Genomic DNA, 25,241 nt, shown 5'->3' on the forward strand with positions numbered 1-25,241 from the left:
GCGCGTCGCCAACGACACGCTCACCAACCCAGACCAGCAGCGAAGCACGAGGCGCCCCACCGCGGAAGCCACCACGGCGGGGCGCCTCACCCTGCCCCTTGACAAGAGGCCCCTACATATCAGGGAAGTGCTGATCAATGGCGCCGCTCGAGGCTGAGGTGAACGGTCGCAACTGACCGGAGGGAGAAAGTCATTTTGCGACCGTTCACCGGCCTTTGGCTGTCAGTTTGGGACTGCTCAGCTGGGAATTGATGTCAGTTTGGGACTGCTCGCGCTATTCGAGGACCAGGCGCTCGTCGATGAGCTGCTCGGCCACCAGCGCCCCGTCGGTCTCGAACCGGTTCTGCTCGAACCGCTTGCGGAACTCCAACTCCACGCCGGCGCGGCCGTTGCGGTTCTTCTCGACCGAGACCACCACGAACTGGCGGAACTTCTCCACGCTGGCGGCGTAGACCAGGTGCTGGCGCGAGACGATGTCGTACTTGTTGTTGAGGATGAGCATGACGTCGCACTCGTAGGCCAGTGCGGTGGAGCCGCGCAGGTGCTGGGCCCGCATCCGGCGGCCGGTGGCCAGGCCCTCCTTGTCGGCGGCAGAGAGCGCGAACACCGGGACCTGGTGCATGATCGCGAGGTCCTTGAGGTCCTCGACCACCTCGGTCACCCGCTCCGCCTCGACGTTGGAGCCGGAGTCGACCTTCACCTTCTGCAGGTAGTCGACGATCACCAGCGGCTCTAGGCCGGTTTCGTGGCGCACCTGCTCCACGGCCTCGGAGATCACCTTGATGTTGGTCGCGCTGCCGGTGGAGCGGTGCACGTGGAACCGCTTCTCGTAGCGCAGCACGCTCTGCAGCGCCTCGGTCGCGGTGGGCAGCTCCTGCAACCGGCCGACCAGGCCGTTGGGGTTGGCACGGGAGTCCTCGAACAGGTGCCGGAACCGGTCCTGGTTGGGCGCGTGGGTGTCGTAGAGCTCGCCGGCCTCCAGGGAGACCAGCCGGCCCAGCAGCACCTCGGGGTCGTGCTCGTAGCAGAAGTAGATGACCGCGTGGCCGGCCGCGGCGGCATTGCGGGCGATCTGCAGCGCCATCGTCGTCTTGCCCTGGCCCTGCGGGCCGGCCAGCAGGATCAGGTTGCCGGCACGCAGCCCGCCGTCGAGGACGTCGTCCAGGACGCCGAACCCGGTCGGCCAGATCCGGGTCGCGGTGGTGCCCAGCCGGGCGCGCTCGTCCACGCGCTCGAGCACGGTGGAGAGCGAGTGCAGTTCCGGGTCCACGCGATCACTACACCATGCAGCGATCGACGCCGCTCCGGTTTGCGGCGAATCCGCCCGGGGACCGCCCCGAAGTCCTCCGAACTGACTAGCCCCGGTCCGGCCGATCGGGCCATTCGCATCCGGGACCGAGGTCCCGGCCGACTGCGATTTGGAGCGCGTCGCGGCGTCGGCGTAGTCTCTACGCCGGAACCAGAGACCGCCGGTTGTCTCCCCGCATCAGCGGAGAGATCGAAGGTGCCGCGAGAGCGGACGGCCAGCGTAGGTGACAGAGCAGCGTCGTACGACGCCAACACGCCCTGTGCCTGCGCACGGGGCGTTCGTCATTCTCAGAGCCGACAGCGGGGGTCTCGCAACTCTTGTAAGGAGACCCATGGCGCGGGCAGACAAGCAGGCCGCCGTCGCGGAGATCGCTGAGGAGTTCAGCGCCTCCGCCGGTGCCGTGCTGACCGAGTACCGCGGTCTCACCGTCAAGGAGCTGAAGGACCTCCGACGCTCCCTCGGTGCGAACGCCAACTACGCCGTGGTCAAGAACACGCTGGCCAAGATCGCCGCCAAGGACAGCGGCATCGACGGCTTCGACGACCTCCTGGTCGGTCCCACCGCCATCGCCTTCATCAGGGGCGACGTGGTCGAGGCCGCCAAGGGTCTGCGTGACTTTGCCAAGGCCAACCCCAACCTGGTCATCAAGGGCGGTTACCTCGACGGCAAGGCTCTCGACGCGAAGGAGGTCGCCAGCCTGGCCGACCTCGAGTCGCGCGAGGTGCTGCTGGCCAAGCTGGCCGGCGCGATGACCGCGTCGCTGTCGCAGGCGCTCTACGCCTTCAACGCCCTCCCCTCGAAAGCCGCGCAGCTCGCTGCCGCTCTTCAGGCGAAGGCCACGGAGGACCCCACGATCCTCGCAGGTGGTGCCGGCCAGCCGGCTGCCGCCGAGGAGGCTGCAACCGAGGCTGCTGCCGAGGTCGAGGCCCCCGCCGCTGAGGCTGAGGCTCCCGCCGAGGAGACCGCTGCCGACGAGGCCGAGGCCACCACCGAGGCCTGATGCCCGATTGAGGGCAGCGGCGCGAAACGCCGCCCGGCTGAGGACCACACCACCTGAAACCCGGCTCTCCGTCGTACGACGGGAGCCAATCTGAAAGGAAGCCAACCATGGCGAAGCTCAGCACCGACGAGCTGCTCGACGCGTTCAAGGAGCTCACCCTCATCGAGCTCTCCGAGTTCGTGAAGGCCTTCGAGGACACCTTCGGCGTGACCGCCGCCGCTCCGGTCGCCGTTGCCGCCGCTCCGGCTGCCGGTGGCGCCGCTGCCGGTGGCGAGGACGCTGCCGCTGCTCAGGACGAGTTCGACGTCGTCCTCGAGGCCGCTGGTGACAAGAAGATCAACGTCATCAAGGAGGTGCGCGCGCTCACCAACCTCGGCCTGAAGGAGGCCAAGGACCTGGTCGAGGCCGCTCCGAAGACCGTCCTGGAGAAGGTCAACAAGGAGGCCGCGGACAAGGCCAAGGAGGCCCTTGAGGGCGCCGGCGCCACCGTCACGGTCAAGTGATCTGAGGATCCCCTTCGCGGGGGCGGCCACCGTTGGGTGGCCGCCCCCGCTGCCATTTGGGCGATCTGGGACTTCTCGGCGGGCAATGAGGGACCTCTCGAGGGGCAATGAGGGACCTCTCGGCGGGCGATCAGGGACTTCTCGGCGGATGATTCCTACTCGGGCGTAACCCTCGTCACACTCGGCCGTTGAACCCGGCATGGGAGTGGACATCAGGATCGAGCACTTGACGAAGTCCTTCGGCAAGCAGCTCATCTGGGGCGACGTGACGCTCACCGTGCCCGCCGGTGAGATCTGCGTAATGCTCGGCCCCTCGGGCACCGGCAAGTCGGTGCTGCTCAAGACGCTGATCGGCCTGATCAAGCCCGACCGGGGAGCGGTGATCATCGAGGGCACCGACCTGGTCTCCTGCTCGGAGAAGGAGCTCTACGAGATTCGCAAGCTGTTCGGGGTGCTGTTCCAGGACGGCGCCATGTTCGGCTCGATGAACCTCTACGACAATGTCGCCTTCCCGCTGCGGGAGCACACCAGGAAGTCCGAGTCCGAGATCCGCAAGATCGTCATGGAGAAGATGGACCTGGTCGGTCTCATCGGCGCCGAGGACAAGCTGCCCGGCGAGATCTCCGGCGGTATGCGCAAGCGCGCCGGCCTGGCCCGGGCGTTGGTGCTCGACCCCGAGATCGTCCTCTTCGACGAGCCCGACTCCGGCCTGGACCCCGTCCGCACCGCCTTCCTCAACCAGCTCATCGTCGACCTCAACGCTCAGATCGAGGCGACCTTCCTGATCGTCACCCACGACATCAACACCGCCCGGACCGTGCCGGACAACCTCGGCCTGCTCTACCACAAGCACCTCGCCATGTTCGGCCACCGCGAGATGCTGCTCTCCAGCGAGGAGCCGGTGGTGCGGCAGTTCCTCAACGCCCAGCGGGTCGGCCCGATCGGCATGTCCGAGGAGAAGGACGCCGACCAGCTCGCCGCCGAGAAGGACCTGGACCTGCCGCCGCTGCCGCCGATCGCGCTGCAGCTGGAGCCGTCCAACGGGCTGAGGCGCAAGAGTCAGCGACCGCCGGGCGAGTGGTGTCGTGAGCACGGCATCGTCCCGCCGCCGGGCTCCTTCCAGCCGGATGCGGTGCTGGCCGGCGGCGCCGCCCGAGTCGGCGCCTGAACAGGAGAGACACCCCAGATGTCCTCCCTGACAGCAGCCAAGGCACTCAAGCCGATCGGCATCGCGGGCAACTTCTTCGCCTTCGGCCTCGACGTGATGCGCGGGCTCTTCCGCCGCCCCTTCCAACTGCGCGAGTTCATCCAGCAGGCCTGGTTCATCGCCTCGGTGACCATCGTCCCGACCGCGCTGGTCGCCATCCCGTTCGGCGCGGTCATCGCGCTGCAGGTCGGCGGGCTCATCAAGCAGTTCGGCGCGCAGTCGTTCACCGGCTCCGCGTCGGTGCTGGCCGTCGTACAGCAGGCCGCGCCGATCGGCACCGCGCTGCTCATCGCCGGCGCGGGCGGCTCGGCCATCGCCGCCGACCTCGGCGCCCGCAAGATCCGCGAGGAGCTCGACGCCATGATGGTGCTCGGCATCGACCCGATCCAGCGCCTGGTCGCGCCACGGGTAGTTGCCTGCATGCTCGTCGCGGTCTTCCTCAACGGCATGGTCAGCGTGGTCGGCGTCGCGGGCGGCTACGTCTTCAACGTCATCCTCCAAGACGGTACGCCGGGTGCCTATATCGCCTCCTTCACCGCGCTCGCCCAGCTGCCCGACGTCTGGATCGGCATGATCAAGGCGCTCTGCTTCGGCCTGATCGCCGCCATCGTCGCCTCCTACAAGGGCCTGGGAGCCAAGGGCGGCCCGAAGGGCGTCGGCGACGCCGTCAACGAGTCGGTCGTGATCACCTTCCTGCTGCTGTTCGTCGTCAACTTCGTCCTCTCCGCGATCTACCTCGAGATCGTCCCCCCGAAGGCGGGCTGATGAGCACGCTGCGAGCCATCGTCGACAGGCCGCTCGGTGCCCTGGAGAGCCTGGGCAAGGAGCTGGCGTTCTACCTCGGCGTCATCCGGGCCACGCCCCGCTCGGTCACCCGCTACACCAAGGAGATCTGGCGCATCCTCGCCGAGATCACTCTCGGCACCGGGGCGCTGGCGATCATCGGCGGCACCGTCGGCGTCATCATCGGGATGACGTTCTTCACCGGCGCCCAGGTCGGCCTGTCCGGCTACGCCTCCCTGGAGCAGCTCGGCACCGCCGCACTCTCCGGCTTCGTCTCGGCCTACTTCAACACCCGCGAGATCGCGCCGCTGGTCTCCGGCATCGCGCTGGCGGCGACCGTCGGCTGCGGCTTCACCGCCCAGCTCGGCGCCATGCGGATCTCCGAGGAGGTCGACGCACTGGAGGTGATGGCGATCCCGTCGATGCCGTTCCTGGTCGCGACCCGGGTAGTGGCCGGCCTGATCGCGATCGTCCCGCTCTACGTCGTCGGCCTGCTCGCGTCGTACTTCGCGAGCAGGGTGGTGGTCACCCAGATCTACGGGCAGAGCGCGGGCACCTACGACCACTACTTCAACACCTTCCTGCCGCCCGGCGACGTGCTGTGGTCCTTCGGCAAGGTGCTGGTCTTCAGCGTCGTGGTGATCCTGATCCACTGCTACCACGGCTACCACGCCAGCGGCGGCCCCGCCGGCGTCGGCGTCGCGGTCGGTCGCGCGGTGCGCACCAGCATCGTCGCGGTCACGGTCCTGGACCTGTTCCTGTCCATGGCCATCTGGGGCGCCTCCACCACGGTGAGGCTGGCGGGCTGATGCTGCAGGCCACCCCCAGCAAGGCGAGGAGGCGGACCGGCAAGCTCCGGTTCCGCATCCTCGGCGTCGCATTCCTGGCGCTCCTGGTCGGGGGCGTCTCGCTGAGCTACGCACTGTTCACCAAGAAGTTCGCCAACTACGACGAGATCACCCTGAAGACCTCCACTGTGGGGCTGCAGCTGCCTTCCCGCGCCGACGTCAAGATCCGGGGTGTCCTGGTCGGCGAGGTGCTCGACGCCAAGGCCGATGCCGACGGAGCGACCCTCACCCTGGGCATCGACCCCCACGAGCTCGACATCATCCCGGCCAATGTCACCGGCTCGATCCTGCCGAAGACCCTCTTCGGCGAGAAGTACGTCGCCCTGGTGGTCCCCGACGCTCCGGCCAGCGACCCGATCCGGCCCGGCACGGTGATCGCCCGCACCGCGGTGGCCACCGAGCTCGAGAAGGTCCTCTCCGACCTCTATCCGCTGCTGCGTGCCGTCCGGCCCGCCGACCTCAACATGACGCTCAACGCGGTGGCGACGGCGCTGGAGGGCCGCGGCGACCAGCTCGGCCAGACCCTGGAGACCGCCGACGCCTACCTCACGCGGCTCAATCCGCAGATCCCGGCCCTGGTCGAGGACCTCAAGAAGACCGCCACCGTCGCGGGGGTCTACGCCGACGTGCTGCCCCAGCTCGGCCAGATCCTCACCGATACCGTCACCACGACCACCACGCTGCGCGACAACAGCGCTCAGCTCCAGGCCCTGCTGACCAATGTCACTGGTGCCGCCGGGACCGCCGAGGACTTCCTGGCCACCAACGAGAACAACCTGATCCGGCTCGCCGAGGTCAACGACGGCCTGCTGGAGACGGTGGCCCGGTACGCCCCGGAGTTCCCCTGCCTGCTCGGCGGTCTGGACAACCTCGGCGACCGGGTCTCGGAGGCGTTCCGCGACCACACCCTGCACATCGTGCTGGAGGTGCTGCCCCGGCAGCCGCGCGCCTACACCTCCTCCGACACTCCCTACTTCAGCGACGACCGTGGTCCTGCCTGCGGTCACCTGCCCAACCCGCCGTGGAGCCAGAAGAACCCGCTGCGGGTGGTGCCCAGCGTCGACGACGGGGTGGACGGCGCCGTACGGCGTGCCCCGGTCGACCTGCAGCTGCCGGACAGCCTGGACCGCAACGGCTTCGGCTACGCCGGCAGCCCCGCCGAGAGCGAGGTCCTCGACCAGCTGCTGGCGCCCGGACTCGGGGTCGAGCCCGAGCAGGTGCCGGACGTGGGCGGCCTGCTGCTCGGCCCGCTCGCCAGGGGAGCGACGGTGAGCATGGAATGAAGCTCCTCGACAAGCGCACCAGCCGTGACCTGGCCAAGCTGCTCGCCTTCTGCGTCGTCACCGCGCTGGCGACCGGTCTGCTCGTGCTGACGATCGGCAACCTCTCCTTCGGCGGAACCAAGACCTACCAGGCCGTCTTCACCGACGCGACGGGCGTCAACAAGGGCGACGACGTCCGGATCGCCGGGGTGAAGGTCGGCACCGTCAAGAAGATCCGGATCACCGAGCGGACCCGGGCGCTGGTGACCTTCACGGTCGAGGGCGACACCCCGCTCGCGGAGTCCACCCACGCCGCGATCCGCTACCGCAACCTGATCGGGCAGCGCTATCTCGCCCTCACCGACGAGATCGGCGACGGCGCGCTGCTCCACTCCGGCGACACCATCCCGGTGGACCGCACCCAGCCGGCACTGGACCTGACAGTGCTCTTCAACGGCTTCAAGCCGCTCTTCGAGGCGCTCTCGCCCAGCGACGTCAACAAGCTCTCCTACGAGATCGTCCAGGTCTTCCAGGGCGAGGGCGGCACCCTCGACAGCCTGCTCACCCACACCGCGTCGGTGACCCAGACGCTGGCCGACCGCGACGCCGTCATCGACTCGCTGATCGACAACCTCAACCAGGTGCTCGACCACGTCGCCGACCGCGACGCCCAGCTCTCCCAGCTGATCGTCACCTTCCGCTCCTTCGTCCACGGCCTGACCAAGGACCGCGAGGCCATCCTCGGCTCGCTCGACCAGATCTCGGCGGTCTCGGTGCAGACCGCCGACCTGCTGGAGGGCATCCACCAACCGTTCCTCGAGGACGTCAAGCAGCTCAAGCGGGTCACCGGCAATATCAACGACAACCGTGAGGAGCTCGACCGGGCGCTGCAGGTGTTCCCGATCAAGCTGGAGAAGATCGGCAACACCGCCACCTACGGCTCCTTCTTCAACTTCTACCTGTGCAGCCTGACCGGCAACGTCAAGCTGCCCGGCAACATCACGGTGCCGATCACGCTGCCGGCCGACGGCACCCCGACGAGTATGGGAGCGAGGTGTGACCTGGGATGAAGCCCTTCAGAGAGCGCAACCCCGTCCTGGTCGGCGCGGTGAGCCTCGCCGCGCTGGCCGCGGTGATCACCGCCTCCTTCCGGGTCCAGGACCTGCCGCTGATCGGCGGCGGCGACAGCTATGCCGCCGACTTCACCGAGGCCGGCGGCCTGCGCGCCGGCGACGAGGTCCGCATCGCCGGCGTCCGGGTCGGCACCGTCGAGGCGGTCGAGCTCGACCAGGGCCACGTCAAGGCGACCTTCACCATCACCGAGGGCGACGCCGCCTTCGGGAAGAGCACTCGCGCCTCCATCCGGGTCAAGACGCTGCTCGGCTCGATGTTCCTCGCCCTGGAGCCCGCCGGCGCCGGCCAGCTCGCCGAGGGCAGCGAGATCCCGGTGGACCGCACCACCTCGCCGTACGACGTCGTCCAGGCCTTCAGCGACCTCGCCGACACCGCCGACACCATCGACTCCGACCAGCTCAGCGCCGCGCTCACCACGCTCGCCGACCTCACCCGCACCACACCCGACTCGTTCAAGCAGGCGCTTGCCGGCGTCTCCGCGCTGTCGGAGAATATCGCCGCCAAGAACGACCGGATCGGCACCCTGCTCACCAACCTGCAGCGGGTCTCGAAGGTGCTCGACGACCGCGACGAGGACGTCGTCGCGCTGATGAAGGACGCCGACACGCTCTTCGACGCCCTGGTGCAGCGCCGGCAGGCCATCCACGACCTGCTGAGCGCCACCCAGCGGCTCTCCAAGGAGCTGAGCTCGCTGATCGCCGACAGTCGCGCCGACCTGAAGCCGGCCCTGGACAGCCTGTCGGGCACGCTCACGGTGCTCACCAAGAACGAGGACAACCTCGACGCTAGCCTCCGGCTGATGGCGCCGTTCTACCGGGTCTTCGCCAGCACCCTCGGCGACGGCCCGTGGTTCGACTCCTACATCCAGAACATGCCTCCAGTCCCGACGGTGGGCTAGCCCATGACTCCCAACCCGATCGCCTACTACGCGACGCCCGGCACGCACGCTGGCTTCGTTGTCGTCAGTCGCAAGCCCACCAGGCTTGCTCCCTCCTCCGCCTCGCCATCGCACGCACCGGACGCCGCTCGCGACGGCGTCGGGTTGGGAGTCATGGGCCAATGACCAGATATGTGAGGTGGGTCGTCCCCGCCGTACTCCTCGTCCTGGTGGCCACCGCCGCCTGGACCATGCTGCGCGGCGGCGGTGAGAAGACGCTGGTCGCGCACTTCCCGCGCACCGTGTCGATCTACCAGGGCAGCGACGTCCGGGTGCTCGGCGTGCCGGTGGGCCGGGTCGACGAGGTGGTCCCCAACGGCACCGACGTGAAGGTGACCATGCACTACGACGACGACGTCGAGATCCCGGCCGACGCGCAGGCGGTCATCGTGGCGCCGTCGGTGGTCGGCGACCGCTACGTCCAGCTCACCCCGGTCTACACCTCCGGGCCGAGGCTGGCCGATGGGGCCGAGCTCGACACCAGTCGTACCGCGATCCCGCTGGAGCTCGACGACATCTACGGCGACCTCGACGACCTGGTCGTCGCGCTCGGCCCCGATGGCGCCAACAAGAACGGCGCGCTGACCGACCTGCTCGAGCAGACCGCCGCCAACTTCGGCGGTCAGGGCGAGTCCTTCCACCAGACCATCTCCGACTTCGGCGACCTGTCGAAGACCCTCGACGACAACAAGGACGAGCTCTTCGACTCCGCCGCGCAGCTGCAGTCCTTCATCAGCACGCTGGCGGAGAACGACTCGACGGTGCGCGACTTCAACACCTCCCTGGCGCAGGTCTCGGACATGCTGGCGGGGGAGCGCAAGGACCTGGCCGCCTCGCTGCGCAACCTCGGCACCGCCCTCGGCGACGTGACCAGCTTCGTGCAGGAGAACAAGGAGGTGCTCAGCACCGACCTCAAGGGCCTCAACCGGGTCGCGAAGGTGCTGGTCAAGCGGCGCGACGAACTCGCCGAGACCCTCGACGCGGCACCGCTGGCGCTGGACAACCTGTTCCACGCCTACAACCCCGACACCGGCACCCTGGACACCAGTGCCAACCTGACCGCGCTGCCCACCAAGGCGCTCTCCGACCCGTCGCTGACCTTGTGCACGATCCTCGACCAGGCCGACGCGAGCGGCTCGCTGTGCAACCTGGTCGACGGCCTGCTGCCACGCGGAGCGCCGCTGGGCTCGCTTGCCGCGGCAGCCGGCACCGGCTCGGCGATCGGCCGGCACACCGACCCCACTCTCGGCGGGCTGGTGGAGCCATGAAGAAGATCCTCGCCCTTGTCCTCGCCCTGCTCGTCCTGACCGGCTGCGACTTCGACGCCTACGACCTGCCGCTGCCCGGCGGGGCCGAGGTCGGTGCCGACCCCATCGAGGTGACCGTGCAGTTCGCCGACGTGCTCGACCTGGTGCCCGACTCGGCGGTCAAGGTCAACGAGGTCAGCGTCGGCAAGGTGACCGACGTCCGGCTGGTCGACGGCCATGCCGAGGTCGGCCTCGAGCTGCGCAAGGACACCGAGCTGCCGGCCAACGCCGTCGCCGAGATCCGGCAGACCAGCCTGTTGGGCGAGAAGTTCGTCTCGCTGGCCGCACCGGCGGACCCGGCGGCCGCCAAGCTGACCACCGGCGACACCATCCCGCTGGCGCGCAGCGGCCGCAACCCTGAGGTCGAGGAGGTGCTCGGCGCGCTCTCGCTGGTGCTCAACGGCGGCGGCGTCGCCCAGCTCAAGACCATCACCACCGAGCTCAACAAGGCGCTCGGCGGCCGCGAGGACATCGCCCGCTCGGTGCTCGACCAGGTCGACTACCTGGTCGCCAACCTCGACGACAACAAGACCGCCATCGTCAACGCCATCGACGCGCTCGACCGGGTCGCCAAGCAGGCCCGTCAGCAGGAGCCCGCCATCGACCAGGCGCTCGCGGAGCTGCCCAGCGCACTGCAGAGCATCGACGCCCAGCGGCAGGACCTGGTCGCCATGCTGCAGGCGCTCAGCAAGCTCGGTGACGTCGGCACCCGCGTCATCACCGCCTCCAAGGACTCGGTGATCCGCACCGTCGACAACCTCCAGCCCACGCTGACCCAGCTCGCCGACGCGGGCGACGACCTGGTCAACTCCATCGACACCGCGCTGACCTACCCGTTCGTCGACGACGTCGTCGGTCGCGACCCCCAGGTCGCGCGCAATATCGCGATGGGCGACTACGTCAACCTCTCCATCCAGCTCGACATCGATCTCGCCAGCCCTGCGAGCGCTCTCGTCAGCTCGCCGTTGCCCTCCGACCTGGAGCCGACCAAGATCGTCTTCGAGCTGGCCGACTGCCTGGCCTCGGCCAGCCTCGACAGCGAGGCCTGTCAGTACATCCTGGGACTGCCCGGCGGCCTGCTCGACATCGCCAACGAGTGCCAGAAGTCCGGCAACCGCGACACCGCCCTCTGCCTGACCCTCGCCCAGCTGCCCGGTGGCATCGACGGCCTGATCTCCGACCTGCTCGGCCTCGACGGTGCCAGCACCGCCGTCGCCACTCCGGTCACTCCCGGCGCCAGCCCGTCGAGCGGCTGCAATGTGCTCGGTCTGCCGATCTGCCTGCGCGCCGCGCCCGGATCGGCCGCCGGGTCGGGGCTGCCGGAGCCCGGCGCGGACGGCAAGAGCCAGGTCACCTACGAGCAACTCGCCACCGTCTACGACCCGTCGCTGGTGCGGCTGCTGATGCCCGGCCTCGACACCGCGGACAGGAGCCAACAGTGATCACCCGTCGTACCAAGCTGCAACTGCTGGTCTTTGCCATCATCACCCTGGTCGGAGTGACCTACACCGGCGCCCGCTACGCCCGCCTCGACCGGCTCTTCTACAGCGACAGCTACACCGTCGTCGCGCACTTCGCGGTCTCCGGCGGCATCTACCAGGGCGCCGAGGTGACCTATCGCGGCGTCAAGATCGGCCAGGTGAAGAAGCTGGAGCTGACCGAGGACGGCGTCGACGTCTACCTCGGTGTCGACAAGTCCTACGACGCCATCCCGGCCGACACCCTGGCGGTGGTCGGCAACCGCTCGGCCATCGGCGAGCAGTACGTCGAGCTGCAGCCGCAGAGCAAGGCCGAGCCCTACCTCCGCGACGGCACCGAGCTCGCCCGGTCCGAGACCCGCACCCCGCTGCCCACCGAGCAGTTGCTCGCCGACGCCGCCACGACGGTCGACTCGGTCGACCAGCAGGCGCTGCAGACCACCGTCACCGAGCTGGGCGCAGCGTTCGCCGGCACCGGCGAGGACCTGCAGCAGATCCTCGACACCGGCATGTCGTTCATCCAGACCGCCAACGACAACTTTGACGTGACGACGGCGCTGATCCGCGACGCCAACACGGTGCTGTCCGGGCAGGTGGACACGCAGAGCTCCATCCGCGACTTCGCCAAGAACCTCGAGCTGTTCAGCGGCACCCTGGCCGGCAACGACAAGGCGCTGCGCCGGCTCCTCGTCAACGGCGCGGCCGGCGCGGCCGAGCTGAAGACCTTCCTCGACGAGAACAAGGTCGACCTCACCGAGCTGCTCAGCGAGTCGGTCACCACCGGCGAGATCGTGCTCAAGAAGCTCCCCGGCCTCAAGCAGGCACTGGTGCTCTACCCCTATGTCGTCGAAGGCGGCTTCACGGTCGCCTCCAAGGACTCGAACACCGGCCTGTACGACGCCCACTTCGGTCTGGTGCTGACCCCCGCCAATCTCTGCTACCAGGGCTATGGCGGCACCAAGAAGCGAGCGCCGCAGGACGGCTCCAACAAGCCCATGAACACCGACGCCCGGTGCACCGAGGCGGCCTCGAAGAGCAACCCGCGCGGGCTGCAGAACCTCCACCGCGCGGCGCCCTTCGGCGATGCTCCCGTGGTGGCGTCGTACGACCGCGAGAGCGGCACCCTGACGTGGGGCGACCCCGATGAGTGAGAATGGCGGGATGTTTCGCTGGGGCGTGCTCGCGGTCCTGATCGCCGCCATCGTGGCCGCGCTGGCCGTCCTCGGGGTGCAGGCCTCGGCGCGCGGTGGCAACCCGTTCTCGACCGCCAACGACACCCAGTCGGCGCGCGACGCCGCGACATCGGTGGCCCGGCAGTTCATGCTGCGGGTCAACACCTACGGCCCCGACCTGCTCGAGGGCACCACCATGCCGAAGTACCGCGAGCTGGTCGAGGAGGTCGTCACCACCACCTTCAAGACCGACTTCGAGCAGAACGCGCCCTACGCCGAGGCGACCGTCGCCCAGGTCGGGCTGGACCGCACCACCGAGGTCTACGCCACCGGGGTCGGGTCGATCGACACCGACCGGGGCCGCGCCACCGTGCTGGTCGCGGGTGCCTTCACCAACTCCTACCCCGACGCCGATGCGCCCGACGACGAGAGCAAGCGGGTGGCCGCCGACCCGCAGCCCTACCGGGTCGAGGTCACCCTGGTCCGCCAGGGCGGCGCCTGGAAGGTCGACTCCTTCACCCCGGTCGGCCAGGACCAGCAGCAGACCACGTCGCCGTCGTCCTCGCCGTCGCCGTCGTCCTCGTCCTCGCCGTCCTCGGAGCCGTCCGCCGGGACCCCGAGCGGATCGGTGGCGCCATGACCTTCGAGAGCCCTACCTGGTACGACCTGCTCGGCGTCGAGCCGACCGCCTCGACCGAGGAGATCCGGGCCGCCTGGAAGGCCGCCATCGCCGACCTCGACCCCACCGACCGCCGCTTCCAACGGCTCAACGACGCCGCCGCGGTCCTCCTCGATCCCCACTCCCGCCAGCGCTACGACCGCCAGCAGCACGACGCAACCCTCCCCACCCGCCGAGTCGGCAGAAGTGCTGGTGCTGAGGGCCCCGAGTCGGCAGAAGTGCTGGCTCCAGAGAGCCCGAGTCGGCAGAAGCGCTGGCTCCACAGAGCCCGAGTCGGCAGAAGTGCTGGCCCCACAGACGCCGAGTCGGCAGCAGTGCTGCCGACTCGGCACCTCAGGCGCCAGCACAAGCGCCGACTCGGCACTTCTGAGACCAGCACTTCTGCCGAGTCGGCGCGGGAGGGGGCCGAGGAGCCGACGGCAGCACCGGTCCGGCGGCGGGAGGTGCCTGGCTGGGTGCTGGCGGTGCTGGGTGTGCTGGCCATTGCGCTGGTGGCCACTGCGGCGTACTCCTGGTCCCGGCCCAACCCGAAGACCGCCGAGAGCGACGCTCGGGAGGCGCTGGAGGTGGCCGAGCGGGCCATCGTGCCGGTGCTGTCCTACGACTACCGCACCCTGGAGGAGGACGAGAAGGAGGCCGACTCTTATCTCACCGACCGCTACCGGACCAAGGACTTCGACCCGATCTTCGCCACCATCAAGAAGAACGCCCCGGACGCCCAGACCGTGGTCACCACGAGTGTGGTGGCCTCCAGCGTCGTCCGCGCCGGGGACGGCCGGGTCGAGGTGATGCTGCTCGTCGACCGGCCCACCACCAACAAAGCGACCACCACGCCGATCCTCTACGAGGACCACGTCACCGTGACCATGCAGAAGACCGACGGCAGCTGGCTCATCGACAACCTGACCACCTGAGAGGGCCTTCGAGAGCCCGGGCAGGAGTGGACCCGCGCCGCTCGGAGGCCCTACGGTGGCACGCGACCGTCCGCTGACGTCGAGTCCCCAAGGTGCGTGCGCATGGCCAAGAAAAAGAAGAAGCGGGCAACCGCGCTGCTCCCAGCATCGCAACGCCATCTGGTCTCTCGCTTCTCCTACGGCCTGACCCCGGGCCTCGGCAAGCAGGTGCACGCCCGCGGCGGAGCGCACGACTGGTTCTCGTGGCAGCTGACGCCCGGCCGCGTCAAGGACCGCAAGGCCGCCCGGCTGCGCGCCTGGTGGCCGCACCTGTGGCAGTCGCCGACCACGCTGATGAGCCATCACCAGGACGGCAGCAAGCCCGGGTGGGAGGTGATGGACGATTACCAGCGCTGGGTGCTCGCCCGTCGCATCACCTCCCAGGAGCAGTTGCTCGAGGTGATGGCCGGCTTCTGGGAGAACCACTTCCATGTGCCGCCGACCGGCGATGCCTGGTTCATGTACCGCATCCAGTACGGGCTGAAGATCCGCAAGCACGCGCTGGGCCGTTTCGACAAGCTGCTGCACACCGTGATCACCCACCCGGCGATGTTGATGTATCTCGACAACGCCGCGTCGACCAAGACCGCCCCCAACGAGAACCTCGGCCGCGAGCTGCTCGAGCTGCACACCGTCGGCGAGGGCAACTACGACGAGGACGACGTCAAGGCCTCCGCGCGCATCCTCACCGGCTGGCGGGTCGACCTGGGCAAGACCTGGCGGCCCTACTACGACAAGGAGTCGCACTGGGTCGGCCGGGTCCGGGTGCTCGGCTTCAAAAATGCCAACAAGAACGCCGACGGCCGCAAGCTCACCAAGAAGTACCTCACCTACCTCGCGCATCACCCGGCCACCGCGGAGCACCTCGCCCGCAAGCTGGCGACCAAGTTCGTCTCCGACACCCCCTCGAAACAGCTGGTCAAGCACCTGGCGAAGGTCTACCGCAAGAGCGACACCGACATCAGTGCGGTGCTCCGGGCACTGGTCCAGAGCAAGGAGTTCCAGCGCTCCCGGGGACGCAAGATCACCACGCCCAGCGAGGACGTCGTGGCGACCTACCGCTCCCTCGGCGTGCGGCTCGCCCGGCCCACCAGCAGCAGCTCGGCGGCGCAGGCCATCCTCTACCAGTGCACCGGCCTCGGCGCGGCACCGCTGGGCTGGCCGCGTCCGGACGGGCAGCCGCTGACCAACCGCTCCTGGGCCTCTCCGGCGCGGCTGCTCGGCTCGCTGTCGGTGCACACCAACATGGCCGGCGGCTGGTGGCCCAAGGAGGGCATCTCCTACCGCGAGCCGGTGAAGTGGCTGCCGGCCGACGAGGTCCGCTTCGACCGTCTCGTCCGACACCTCAGCGAGAAGCTGCTGCATCGCAAGGCCGACAAGGCGCTGCTGCGCGCCTGCTCCACCGCGGTCGCGACCCCCCTCGACGACGTCGTCGATGCCGACCACGCAGTGGTGAAGTGGCAGATGCCCCGGCTGCTGACCACCCTGCTCGACTCACCGGAGTTCTTCACACGATGACGCACCAGACCCAGTCGAGCGCAGCCGCCTGCTGCGACGAGTTCGCCCGGTTGACCAGCACCAGCCGGCGCGGGCTCCTCCGCGGCGCGCTGCTCGGCGGCCTCGCCGTCACCCTCGGCGACGCCGTCATCACGACCTCACCGGCGAGCGCCGCCACCGCCCGCGCGGTGATGGTGGTGCTCTCGCTGCGCGGCGCCGCCGACGGCCTCTCGCTCGTCGTACCGCACGGCGACCCGGTCTACTACCAGGCCCGGCCGCGGATCGCGGTGCCTGCCGACAAGCTGATCGCCAAGGACGACTTCTTCGGCCTCCACCCGGCCTTCGAGCCATTGCTGCCGATGTGGAACGCCGGCTCGCTGGCCGCCGTCCACGCCGCCGGCCTGCCCGCCCCCAACCGATCGCACTTCTCCGCGATGGAGGAGCTCGAGGACGCCGCCCCCGGCTCCTCGACCCGAACCGGCTGGCTCAACCGGCTCATCGGCGCCGACTCGATCGCCTCGCCGCTGCAGGCCTTCGCGCTCGGCAGCGGCCCGGTGCCGGCCTCGCTGATCGGCCCGGAGCCGGCGATGGCGGCCAGCTCGGTCGGCAACGTGAAGATCCCCGGGGCCGATGTCAAGAAGGGCGAGGCCGACCCGCGGCTGCGCTCGCTGCACCAGCTCTGGGACGGTCGCAGCGACGACCTCGGCCGGGCGATGAGTGCCTCCTTCGGAGCGGTCGCCGACTTCGCGACGGTGGCCAACGGGTCGGCCGACCCGCAGAACGGCGCCACCTACCCAAGCAGCGATCTCGGCCGCGCCCTTGCCCAGGTCGCCCGCATCGTACGCGCCGACGTCGGCGTCGAAGTGGTCACGATCGACCACGGCAACTGGGACATGCACAGCGACATGGGCAACCTGCAGTGGGGCGACGTCAAGACCAAGACGACCGAGCTCGCCGGCTCGTTGGCGGCCTTCTTCACCGACCTCGGGACGCTGGCCGAGAAGGTGACGGTGGTCTGCCTCAGCGAGTTCGGCCGCCGCGTCGTCGAGAACGCCAACTGGGGCACCGACCACGGCTACGGCACCACCATGTTCGCGCTGGGCGCGGGGGTGAAGGGCGGCTATCACGGCCGCTGGCCGGGACTGACCAAGACCGGGGACGCCGACGTGCTGGTGACCACCGACTATCGCAGCGTGCTCACCGAGGTCGTCCGGTCCCGCTTCAACGCCAGCATCCCGGCGGTCTTCCCCGGGTTCACCCCCACCCGAGTGGGGATGATGGTCGGCCAGTAGCGGCAATTCCCTCCCGGCACTGACTTGGTGCTTGACCTGGCGCACCGACTGGCGCATCATCATCTGCGTTCGACGTCAGGTTTCTTGACGTCAGCCTTGTGGTGCACGCATCTATGCGCTATCGTTGCGCTTTGCGCGTGCCCTCATATGCCCTTCAACTGTCCGGTGTTGATCGTGTGGGGGGCAGCGCTCACCACCAGCGAAACCTCATCAAGGATTCCTCTTGGCCGCGCGCAGCACCTCTGCTGATTCCAAGTCCCGCCGCATCTCGTTCGCAAAGATCACCGAGCCTCTCGAGGTCCCCCAACTCCTCGCCCTCCAGACCGACAGCTTCGACTGGTTGGTTGGAAACGACGTCCACAAGGAGCGGATCGCGCAGCGCCGCGCCGCCGGTGAGGACGTCTCCGACAAGTCGGGCCTGGAGGAGATCTTCGAGGAGATCTCCCCGATCGAGGACTTCTCCGAGACGATGTCGCTCTCGTTCGAGAACCCGGTCTTCTACGACCCGAAGTACACCGTCGAGGAGTGCAAGGAGAAGGACTTCACCTACTCCGCGCCGCTCTACGTCTCCGCCGAGTTCACCAACAACGACACCGGTGAGATCAAGGGCCAGACCGTCTTCATGGGCGACTTCCCGCTGATGACCGACAAGGGCACCTTCATCATCAACGGCACCGAGCGTGTCGTCGTCTCGCAGTTGGTCCGGTCCCCGGGCGTCTACTTCGAGCGCACCGCCGACAAGACCTCCGACAAGGACATCTTCACCGCCAAGCTGATCCCGAGCCGGGGGGCCTGGCTGGAGTTCGAGATCGACAAGCGCGACATGGTCGGCGTCCGACTCGACCGCAAGCGCAAGCAGAGCGTGACCGTCCTGCTCAAGGCGCTGCAGGCCGTCGCCGCCGAGCCCGGCTACGTGGGCCAGCCCTTCGACTACGAGGCGACGATGGCCGAGCTTCGCCAGTTCGAGTCGATCCAGCTCACCGAGGAGAAGGACCACGTCGCCGGCCCCGACGAGGCGCTGCTCGACATCTACCGCAAGCTCCGCCCGGGCGAGCCGCCGACGCGCGAGGCCGCGCTGACGCTGCTGAAGAACTACTACTTCAACCCCAAGCGCTACGACCTCGCCAAGGTCGGCCGCTACAAGATCAACAAGAAGCTCGGCCTCGTCGAGGCCTTCGACCAGCAGACGCTGACCGTCGACGACATCGTCGCTGCGATCAAGTACATCGTCGCGCTGCACGACGGCCGCAGCCAGATCGAGGCGCCGCAGGGCACCCTCGACATCTCGGCCGACGACATCGACCACTTCGGCAACCGCCGGATGCGCACCGTGGGCGAGCTGATCCAGAACCAGCTCCGCACCGGCCTGGCCCGGATGGAGCGCGTGGTCCGCGAGCGGATGACCACCCAGGACGTCGAGGCGATCACGCCGCAGTCGCTGATCAACATCCGCCCGGTCGTCGCGGCGCTGAAGGAGTTCTTCGGCACCTCGCAGCTCTCGCAGTTCATGGACCAGACCAACCCGATCGCCGGGCTGACCCACAAGCGCCGCCTCTCGGCGCTCGGCCCGGGCGGTCTCTCCCGTGACCGCGCCGGCATGGAGGTCCGCGACGTCCACCCGTCGCACTACGGCCGGATGTGTCCGATCGAGACTCCCGAGGGTCCCAACATCGGTCTGATCGGCTCGCTCGCCTCCTACGGCCGGATCAACCCCTTCGGCTTCGTCGAGACGCCCTACCGCAAGGTCGTCGACGGCGTCGTCACCGACGACATCGACTACCTCACCGCCGACGACGAGGACCGGTTCGTCATCGCCCAGGCCAACGCCGCGATCGATGACAAGGGCCGCTTCGTCGACGAGCGGGTGCTGGTCCGTCAGCGCGACGGCGAGGTCTCCGAGATCTCGGCCGGCGAGGTCGACTACATGGACGTCTCGCCGCGCCAGATGGTCTCCGTCGCGACCGCGCTGATCCCGTTCCTCGAGCACGACGACGCCAACCGGGCCCTGATGGGCGCCAACATGCAGCGCCAGGCGGTCCCGCTGGTCCGCAGCCAGGCCCCGCTGGTCGGCACCGGCATGGAGTTCCGCGCCGCCGTCGACGCCGGCGACGTGGTCACCGCCACCAAGGCCGGTGTGGTCAAGGAGGTCACCGCCGACATCGTCGAGACCCTCAACGACGACGGCACCTACACGACGTACCGACTGGCCAAGTTCCGCCGCTCCAACCAGGGCACCTGCATCAACCAGCGACCGCTGGTCGGGGAGGGTGACCGGGTCGAGGCCGGTGGCCCGATCGCCGACGGCCCCTGCACCGACGACGCGGAGATGGCCTTGGGCCAGAACCTCCTGGTCGCCTTCATGCCGTGGCAGGGCCACAACTACGAGGACGCCATCATCCTCTCCCAGCGGTTGGTGCAGGAGGACTACCTCACCTCGATCCACATCGAGGAGCACGAGGTCGACGCCCGCGACACCAAGCTGGGCCCGGAGGAGATCACCCGCGACATCCCCAACGTCTCCGAGGAGATGCTGGCCGACCTCGACGAGCGCGGCATCATCCGCATCGGCGCCGAGGTCCGCAACGGCGACATCCTGGTCGGCAAGGTCACCCCGAAGGGCGAGACCGAGCTGACCCCGGAGGAGCGGCTGCTGCGCGCGATCTTCGGTGAGAAGGCCCGCGAGGTCCGCGACACCTCGATGAAGGTGCCGCACGGCGAGGAGGGCACCGTCATCGGTGTCCGCGTCTTCGACCGCGAGGAGGGCGACGAGCTGCCGCCGGGGGTCAACCAGTTGGTGCGCGTCTACGTCGCGCAGAAGCGGAAGATCTCCGTGGGTGACAAGCTCGCCGGCCGTCACGGCAACAAGGGCGTCATCGCCAAGATCCTGCCGATCGAGGACATGCCGTTCATGGAGGACGGCACCCCGGTCGACGTCATCCTCAACCCGCTCGGCGTGCCCCGCCGGATGAACATCGGCCAGGTCCTCGAGCTCCACCTCGGCTGGCTCGCCAAGCAGGGCTGGGACCTCAACCTGACCGGCAAGAAGGACGACCAGGAGTGGAAGAAGCGGCTGATCAAGATCGGTCTGGAGCAGGCCGTTCCTGACAGCAAGGTCGCCACCCCGGTCTTCGACGGCGCCCGTGAGGACGAGATCACCGGTCTGCTCGGTGCCACCATCCCCAACCGCGACGGCATCCGCGTCGTGGGCGAGGACGGCAAGGCCCGGCTCTTCGACGGCCGCTCCGGCGAGCCGTTCCCGGAGCCGGTCGCGGTCGGCTACATGTACATCCTCAAGCTGCACCACCTCGTCGACGACAAGATCCACGCGCGCTCGACCGGCCCCTACTCGATGATCACGCAGCAGCCGCTGGGCGGCAAGGCCCAGTTCGGCGGCCAGCGGTTCGGCGAGATGGAGGTCTGGGCAATGGAGGCCTACGGGGCGGCGTACGCCCTGCAGGAGCTGCTCACGATCAAGTCCGACGACGTGCCCGGCCGCGTGAAGGTCTACGAGGCGATCGTCAAGGGCGAGAACATCCCCGACTCGGGCATCCCGGAGTCGTTCAAGGTTCTCGTCAAGGAGATGCAGTCGCTCTGCCTCAACGTCGTGGTCCTCAACCAGGAGGGTCAGTCGATCGAGCTGCGTGACGCGGAGGAGGACGTCTTCCGCGCCGCCGAGGAGCTCGGCATCGACCTGTCCCGGCGCGAGCCCAGCTCGGTCGAAGAAGTCTGAGTGGTGCCGGGGGTACGTCGGCAGGCCGGCGTACCCCCCGCCCTCAGTCACCAGTCTTTTGAATCTCTTTTCGTCACTAACGAAGGACAAGTAGCCAAGTGCTCGACGTGAACTTCTTCGACCAGCTTCAGATCGGCCTGGCCACCGCGGAGGAAATCCGCGCGTGGAGCCACGGCGAGGTCAAGAAGCCGGAGACCATCAACTACCGCACGCTCAAGCCCGAGCGTGACGGCCTCTTCTGCGAGAAGATCTTCGGTCCTACCCGGGACTGGGAGTGCTACTGCGGCAAGTACAAGCGGGTCCGCTTCAAGGGCATCATCTGCGAGCGCTGCGGTGTCGAGGTGACCCGCTCCAAGGTGCGTCGCGAGCGGATGGGCCACATCGAGCTCGCCGCCCCGGTGACCCACATTTGGTACTTCAAGGGCGTGCCGTCGCGGCTGGGCTACCTGCTCGACCTCGCCCCGAAGGACCTCGAGAAGGTCATCTACTTCGCCGCCTACATGATCACCGCGGTCGACGAGGACGCCCGCCACCGCGACCTGTCCTCGCTCGAGGGCAAGGTCGGCCTGGAGCGCGAGCGGCTCACCAACCGGATGAACCTCGCCATCGGGGACCGCACCAAGAAGCTCGAGGAGGACCTCGCCGCGCTCGAGGCCGAGGGTGCCAAGGCCGACCAGAAGCGCAAGGTGCGCGACGGCGCCGAGCGCGAGCTCGCCGCGATCCGCAAGCGCTCCGAGGCCGAGGTCGCCCGCCTCGACGAGGTGTGGGACACGTTCAAGAGCCTCAAGGTCCAGGACCTGCTCGGTGACGAGATCCTCTACCGCGAGATGAAGAACTGGTTCGGCAAGTACTTCGAGGGCCACATGGGCGCCACTGCGATCCAGAAGCGCCTGGAGACCTTCGACATCGACGCCGAGGTCGAGTCGCTGCGCGAGACCATCGCCACCGGCAAGGGCCAGCGCAAGGTCCGCGCTCTCAAGCGGCTCAAGGTCGTCGACGCCTTCCGCAAGACTGGCAACAAGCCGATCGGCATGGTGCTCGACGCCGTCCCGGTCATCCCGCCGGACCTGCGCCCGATGGTGCAGCTCGACGGTGGCCGGTTCGCCACCTCCGACCTCAACGACCTCTACCGTCGGGTCATCAACCGCAACAACCGCCTCAAGCGGCTGCTCGACCTCGGCGCGCCCGAGATCATCGTCAACAACGAGAAGCGGATGCTGCAGGAGGCCGTCGACTCGCTGTTCGACAACGGCCGTCGTGGCCGACCGGTGACCGGCCCGGGCAACCGCCCGCTGAAGTCGCTCTCCGACATGCTCAAGGGCAAGCAGGGCCGGTTCCGTCAGAACCTGCTCGGCAAGCGCGTCGACTACTCCGGCCGCTCGGTCATCGTGTCGGGTCCGCAGTTGAAGCTGCACCAGTGCGGTCTGCCGAAGCAGATGGCGCTGGAGCTGTTCAAGCCGTTCGTGATGAAGCGGCTGGTCGACCTCTCGCACGCCCAGAACATCAAGTCCGCCAAGCGGATGGTCGAGCGTGCCCGCCCGGTCGTGTGGGACGTCCTCGAGGAGGTCATCACCGAGCACCCGGTGCTGCTCAACCGTGCCCCCACGCTGCACCGCCTGGGCATCCAGGCCTTCGAGCCGCAACTGATCGAGGGCAAGGCCATCCAGCTCCACCCGCTGGTGTGTGGCGCCTTCAACGCCGACTTCGACGGCGACCAGATGGCGGTTCACCTGCCGCTCTCCGCGGAGGCGCAGGCCGAGGCCCGCATCCTGATGCTCTCGACCAACAACATCCTCAAGCCCTCCGACGGCCGTCCGGTGACCATGCCGAGCCAGGACATGATCATCGGTCTGTTCTTCCTCACCACCGACCGCGACGACCAGCTGGGCGAGGTCCGCGACGCCAAGGGCAAGGTCATCGGGCTGCGCTCGTTCACCTCGCAGGCCGAGGCGATCCGCGCCTTCGACCTGGGTGAGATCAGCCTGCAGTCGCGGGTCCGGGTCCGGCTCACCGACATCGTGCCGCCGGAGGACTGGGAGGCCCCCGCGGGCTGGACCGAGGGCGACCCGATCCTGCTCGAGACCACGCTGGGCCGCACCATCTTCAACGACACGCTGCCGGCCGACTTCCCCTACGTCAACGAGGAGGTCGGCAAGAAGCGCCTCGGCGCGATCGTCAACGCTCTCGCCGAGCGCTATCCCAAGGTCGTCGTGGCGGCGTCGCTGGACGCGCTGAAGGACAACGGCTTCCACTGGGCGACCCGCTCGGGCGTCACGGTCTCGATCGACGACGTCACCACGCCGGCCAACAAGGGCGAGATCCTGCTCGAGTTCGAGAACAAGGCCGCCAAGATCCAGAAGCAGTTCGAGCGCGGCCTGGTCACCGATGAGGAGCGCCGCCAGGAGCTGGTGGAGATCTGGACCGAGGCCGCCAAGGTCGTCGGCGACGCCATGGAGGCCGCCTTCAAGGAGCAGCCGGCCAACCCGATCTACATGCAGGTCTACTCCGGCGCCTCCGGTAACTTCAACCAGATCCGTCAGGTCGGCGCCATGCGTGGCCTGGTCGCCAACCCGAAGGGCGAGATCATCCCGCGGCCGATCAAGGCCAACTTCCGCGAGGGTCTCTCCGTGCTGGAGTACTTCATCTCCACCCACGGCGCCCGCAAGGGTCTGGCCGACACTGCGCTGCGCACCGCCGACTCGGGTTACCTGACCCGTCGTCTGGTGGACGTCTCGCAGGACGTCATCATCCGCGAGGAGGACTGCGGCACCGAGCGCGGCTTCACCGTGGACATCACCACCGAGGACGTCGAGACGACCGCCTATGCCCGCACCGCGGCCGAGGACGTCGTACACCCGAAGACCGGCGAGGTCATCGTGGTGGCCGGCGACGACCTGGGCGACGTCAAGATCGCCGAGCTGGTCGAGGCCGGGGTCGACGAGGTGAAGATCCGCTCGGTCCTCACCTGTGAGGCCCGGACCGGCACCTGCGCCAAGTGCTACGGCCGCTCGCTGGCCACCGGCAAGCTGGTCGACATCGGCGAGGCCGTCGGCATCATCGCCGCCCAGTCGATCGGTGAGCCCGGCACGCAGTTGACCATGCGTACCTTCCACACCGGTGGCGTGGCCTCGGCCGACGACATCACGCAGGGCCTGCCCCGCGTCGTGGAGCTCTTCGAGGCCCGCACCCCGAAGGGCGTCGCCCCGATCAGCGAGGCCGCCGGCCGCGTCCAGATCGAGGAGAGCGACAAGGCCCGCAAGGTCCTGGTCACCCCCGACGACGGCAGCGAGGTCAAGGAGTACGTCGTCTCCCGGCGTGCCCGCCTCAACGTCGCCGACGGCGAGCACATCGAGGTCGGTCGCACCCTCACGGTCGGCACGCCCGACCCGAAGGAGGTCCTCCGCATCCTCGGCGTCCGCTCGACCCAGAAGCACCTCGTCGACGAGGTGCAGGGCGTCTACAAGAGCCAGGGTGTGTCCATCCACGCCAAGCACATCGAGATCATCGTGCGGCAGATGCTGCGCCGGATCACCGTGCTGGAGTCGGGCGACACCAACCTGCTCCCGTCCGACCTGGTCGACCGGGCGCTGTTCGAGGTGGAGAACCGCCGGGTCGTCTCCGAGGGCGGCAAGCCGGCCTCGGGTCGTCCGGAGCTGATGGGCATCACCAAGGCCTCGCTGGCCACCGAGTCGTGGCTCTCGGCCGCGTCGTTCCAGGAGACCACGCGGGTCCTGACCGACGCCGCCATCAACGGCCGCTCCGACTCGCTGCGCGGCCTGAAGGAGAACGTCATCATCGGCAAGCTGATCCCGGCGGGCACCGGCTTGGAGCGTTACCGCAACATCCGGGTCGAGCCTACCGAGGAGGCGCGCGCCGCGGCGTACTCCGTCACCGGCTACGAGACCTACGACTACGAGTTCGGCTCGGGCACCGGTCAGGCCGTCGCTCTCGACGACTTCGACTTCGGCTCCTACCAGAACTGACCGCGAGTCGGCAGAAGTGCGAGTCTGAGAAGGCTCGAGTCGGCGCTAGTGCAGGGCATCTGGCCTGCACTAGTGGTCGTCTCTGGAAGTTCGTGGGGGGTATGCGTGGATCCAGGTGCGCGCAGCGCAAGGCGGCGTCGCGACGGCATACCGGGCGTCTTCCGAGC

At 68.5% G+C, this 25,241-nt stretch carries 18 protein-coding genes; 17 read left to right on the forward strand and 1 reads right to left on the reverse strand.

Annotated features, from left to right (window positions below; translation table 11 throughout):
- Nucleotides 1-274 precede the first annotated feature (274 nt).
- On the reverse strand, nucleotides 275-1,270 hold the full coding sequence (locus QM595_RS11270; protein WP_415171647.1) for a DnaB-like helicase C-terminal domain-containing protein: 996 nt from the start codon (nucleotides 1,268-1,270) through the stop codon (nucleotides 275-277).
- A gap of 370 nt (nucleotides 1,271-1,640) precedes the next feature.
- Here QM595_RS11270 and rplJ point away from each other — a divergent pair, with 370 nt between their 5' ends.
- From rplJ to QM595_RS11355, 17 genes are all read left to right on the forward strand, one after another.
- Entirely contained in the window at nucleotides 1,641-2,309 is a 669-nt protein-coding gene (gene rplJ, locus QM595_RS11275; protein WP_415171648.1) for a 50S ribosomal protein L10, read from the forward strand.
- A gap of 107 nt (nucleotides 2,310-2,416) precedes the next feature.
- Entirely contained in the window at nucleotides 2,417-2,812 is a 396-nt protein-coding gene (gene rplL, locus QM595_RS11280) for a 50S ribosomal protein L7/L12 (protein WP_415171649.1), read from the forward strand.
- Nucleotides 2,813-3,011: 199 nt separating this feature from the next.
- Nucleotides 3,012-3,980: an ABC transporter ATP-binding protein gene (locus QM595_RS11285; protein WP_415171650.1), complete on the forward strand. Its 969-nt coding sequence runs from the start codon at nucleotides 3,012-3,014 to the stop codon at nucleotides 3,978-3,980.
- A 96-nt stretch (nucleotides 3,981-4,076) separates the two neighbouring features.
- Nucleotides 4,077-4,784 carry an MlaE family ABC transporter permease gene (locus QM595_RS11290; protein WP_415171664.1) on the forward strand — a complete coding sequence of 236 codons (708 nt, stop codon included), beginning with the start codon at nucleotides 4,077-4,079 and terminating at the stop codon, nucleotides 4,782-4,784.
- Nucleotides 4,784-5,611: an MlaE family ABC transporter permease gene (locus QM595_RS11295; RefSeq protein WP_415171651.1), complete on the forward strand. Its 828-nt coding sequence runs from the start codon at nucleotides 4,784-4,786 to the stop codon at nucleotides 5,609-5,611. The genes QM595_RS11290 and QM595_RS11295 overlap by 1 nt, the downstream gene beginning before the upstream one ends.
- The gene (locus QM595_RS11300; RefSeq protein ID WP_415171652.1) at nucleotides 5,611-6,933 is read left to right on the forward strand and encodes an MCE family protein; all 1,323 of its coding nucleotides are present in this window, start codon (nucleotides 5,611-5,613) and stop codon (nucleotides 6,931-6,933) included. Before QM595_RS11295 ends, QM595_RS11300 begins: the two co-directional genes overlap by 1 nt.
- Complete coding sequence (locus QM595_RS11305) at nucleotides 6,930-7,982, forward strand: MCE family protein (RefSeq protein ID WP_415171653.1); 1,053 nt, start codon at nucleotides 6,930-6,932, stop codon at nucleotides 7,980-7,982. The genes QM595_RS11300 and QM595_RS11305 overlap by 4 nt, the downstream gene beginning before the upstream one ends.
- Entirely contained in the window at nucleotides 7,979-8,944 is a 966-nt protein-coding gene (locus QM595_RS11310; RefSeq protein ID WP_415171654.1) for an MCE family protein, read from the forward strand. The genes QM595_RS11305 and QM595_RS11310 overlap by 4 nt, the downstream gene beginning before the upstream one ends.
- 161 nt (nucleotides 8,945-9,105) lie before the next feature.
- Nucleotides 9,106-10,251: an MCE family protein gene (locus QM595_RS11315; protein WP_415171655.1), complete on the forward strand. Its 1,146-nt coding sequence runs from the start codon at nucleotides 9,106-9,108 to the stop codon at nucleotides 10,249-10,251.
- Nucleotides 10,248-11,732, forward strand: coding sequence for an MCE family protein (locus tag QM595_RS11320; RefSeq protein WP_415171656.1), 1,485 nt, complete (start codon nucleotides 10,248-10,250; stop codon nucleotides 11,730-11,732). Before QM595_RS11315 ends, QM595_RS11320 begins: the two co-directional genes overlap by 4 nt.
- Nucleotides 11,729-12,919 carry an MCE family protein gene (locus tag QM595_RS11325; protein WP_415171657.1) on the forward strand — a complete coding sequence of 397 codons (1,191 nt, stop codon included), beginning with the start codon at nucleotides 11,729-11,731 and terminating at the stop codon, nucleotides 12,917-12,919. Before QM595_RS11320 ends, QM595_RS11325 begins: the two co-directional genes overlap by 4 nt.
- Nucleotides 12,912-13,580: a hypothetical protein gene (locus QM595_RS11330; RefSeq protein WP_415171658.1), complete on the forward strand. Its 669-nt coding sequence runs from the start codon at nucleotides 12,912-12,914 to the stop codon at nucleotides 13,578-13,580. The genes QM595_RS11325 and QM595_RS11330 overlap by 8 nt, the downstream gene beginning before the upstream one ends.
- Entirely contained in the window at nucleotides 13,577-14,533 is a 957-nt protein-coding gene (locus QM595_RS11335) for a J domain-containing protein (RefSeq protein ID WP_415171659.1), read from the forward strand. The genes QM595_RS11330 and QM595_RS11335 overlap by 4 nt, the downstream gene beginning before the upstream one ends.
- 102 nt (nucleotides 14,534-14,635) lie before the next feature.
- Nucleotides 14,636-16,090: a DUF1800 domain-containing protein gene (locus QM595_RS11340; protein WP_415171660.1), complete on the forward strand. Its 1,455-nt coding sequence runs from the start codon at nucleotides 14,636-14,638 to the stop codon at nucleotides 16,088-16,090.
- On the forward strand, nucleotides 16,087-17,361 hold the full coding sequence (locus tag QM595_RS11345; protein ID WP_415171661.1) for a DUF1501 domain-containing protein: 1,275 nt from the start codon (nucleotides 16,087-16,089) through the stop codon (nucleotides 17,359-17,361). Before QM595_RS11340 ends, QM595_RS11345 begins: the two co-directional genes overlap by 4 nt.
- 223 nt (nucleotides 17,362-17,584) lie before the next feature.
- A complete protein-coding gene (rpoB, locus tag QM595_RS11350; protein ID WP_415171662.1) occupies nucleotides 17,585-21,091 on the forward strand; it encodes a DNA-directed RNA polymerase subunit beta in 3,507 nt (1,168 codons plus the stop codon).
- 98 nt (nucleotides 21,092-21,189) lie between these two features.
- Nucleotides 21,190-25,074, forward strand: a complete 3,885-nt coding sequence (locus tag QM595_RS11355; RefSeq protein WP_415171663.1) for a DNA-directed RNA polymerase subunit beta' — start codon at nucleotides 21,190-21,192, stop codon at nucleotides 25,072-25,074.
- Nucleotides 25,075-25,241: the final 167 nt, after the last annotated feature.

The organism is Nocardioides sp. (assembly GCF_047607185.1).
Classification (GTDB): Bacteria; Actinomycetota; Actinomycetes; order Propionibacteriales; family Nocardioidaceae; genus Nocardioides.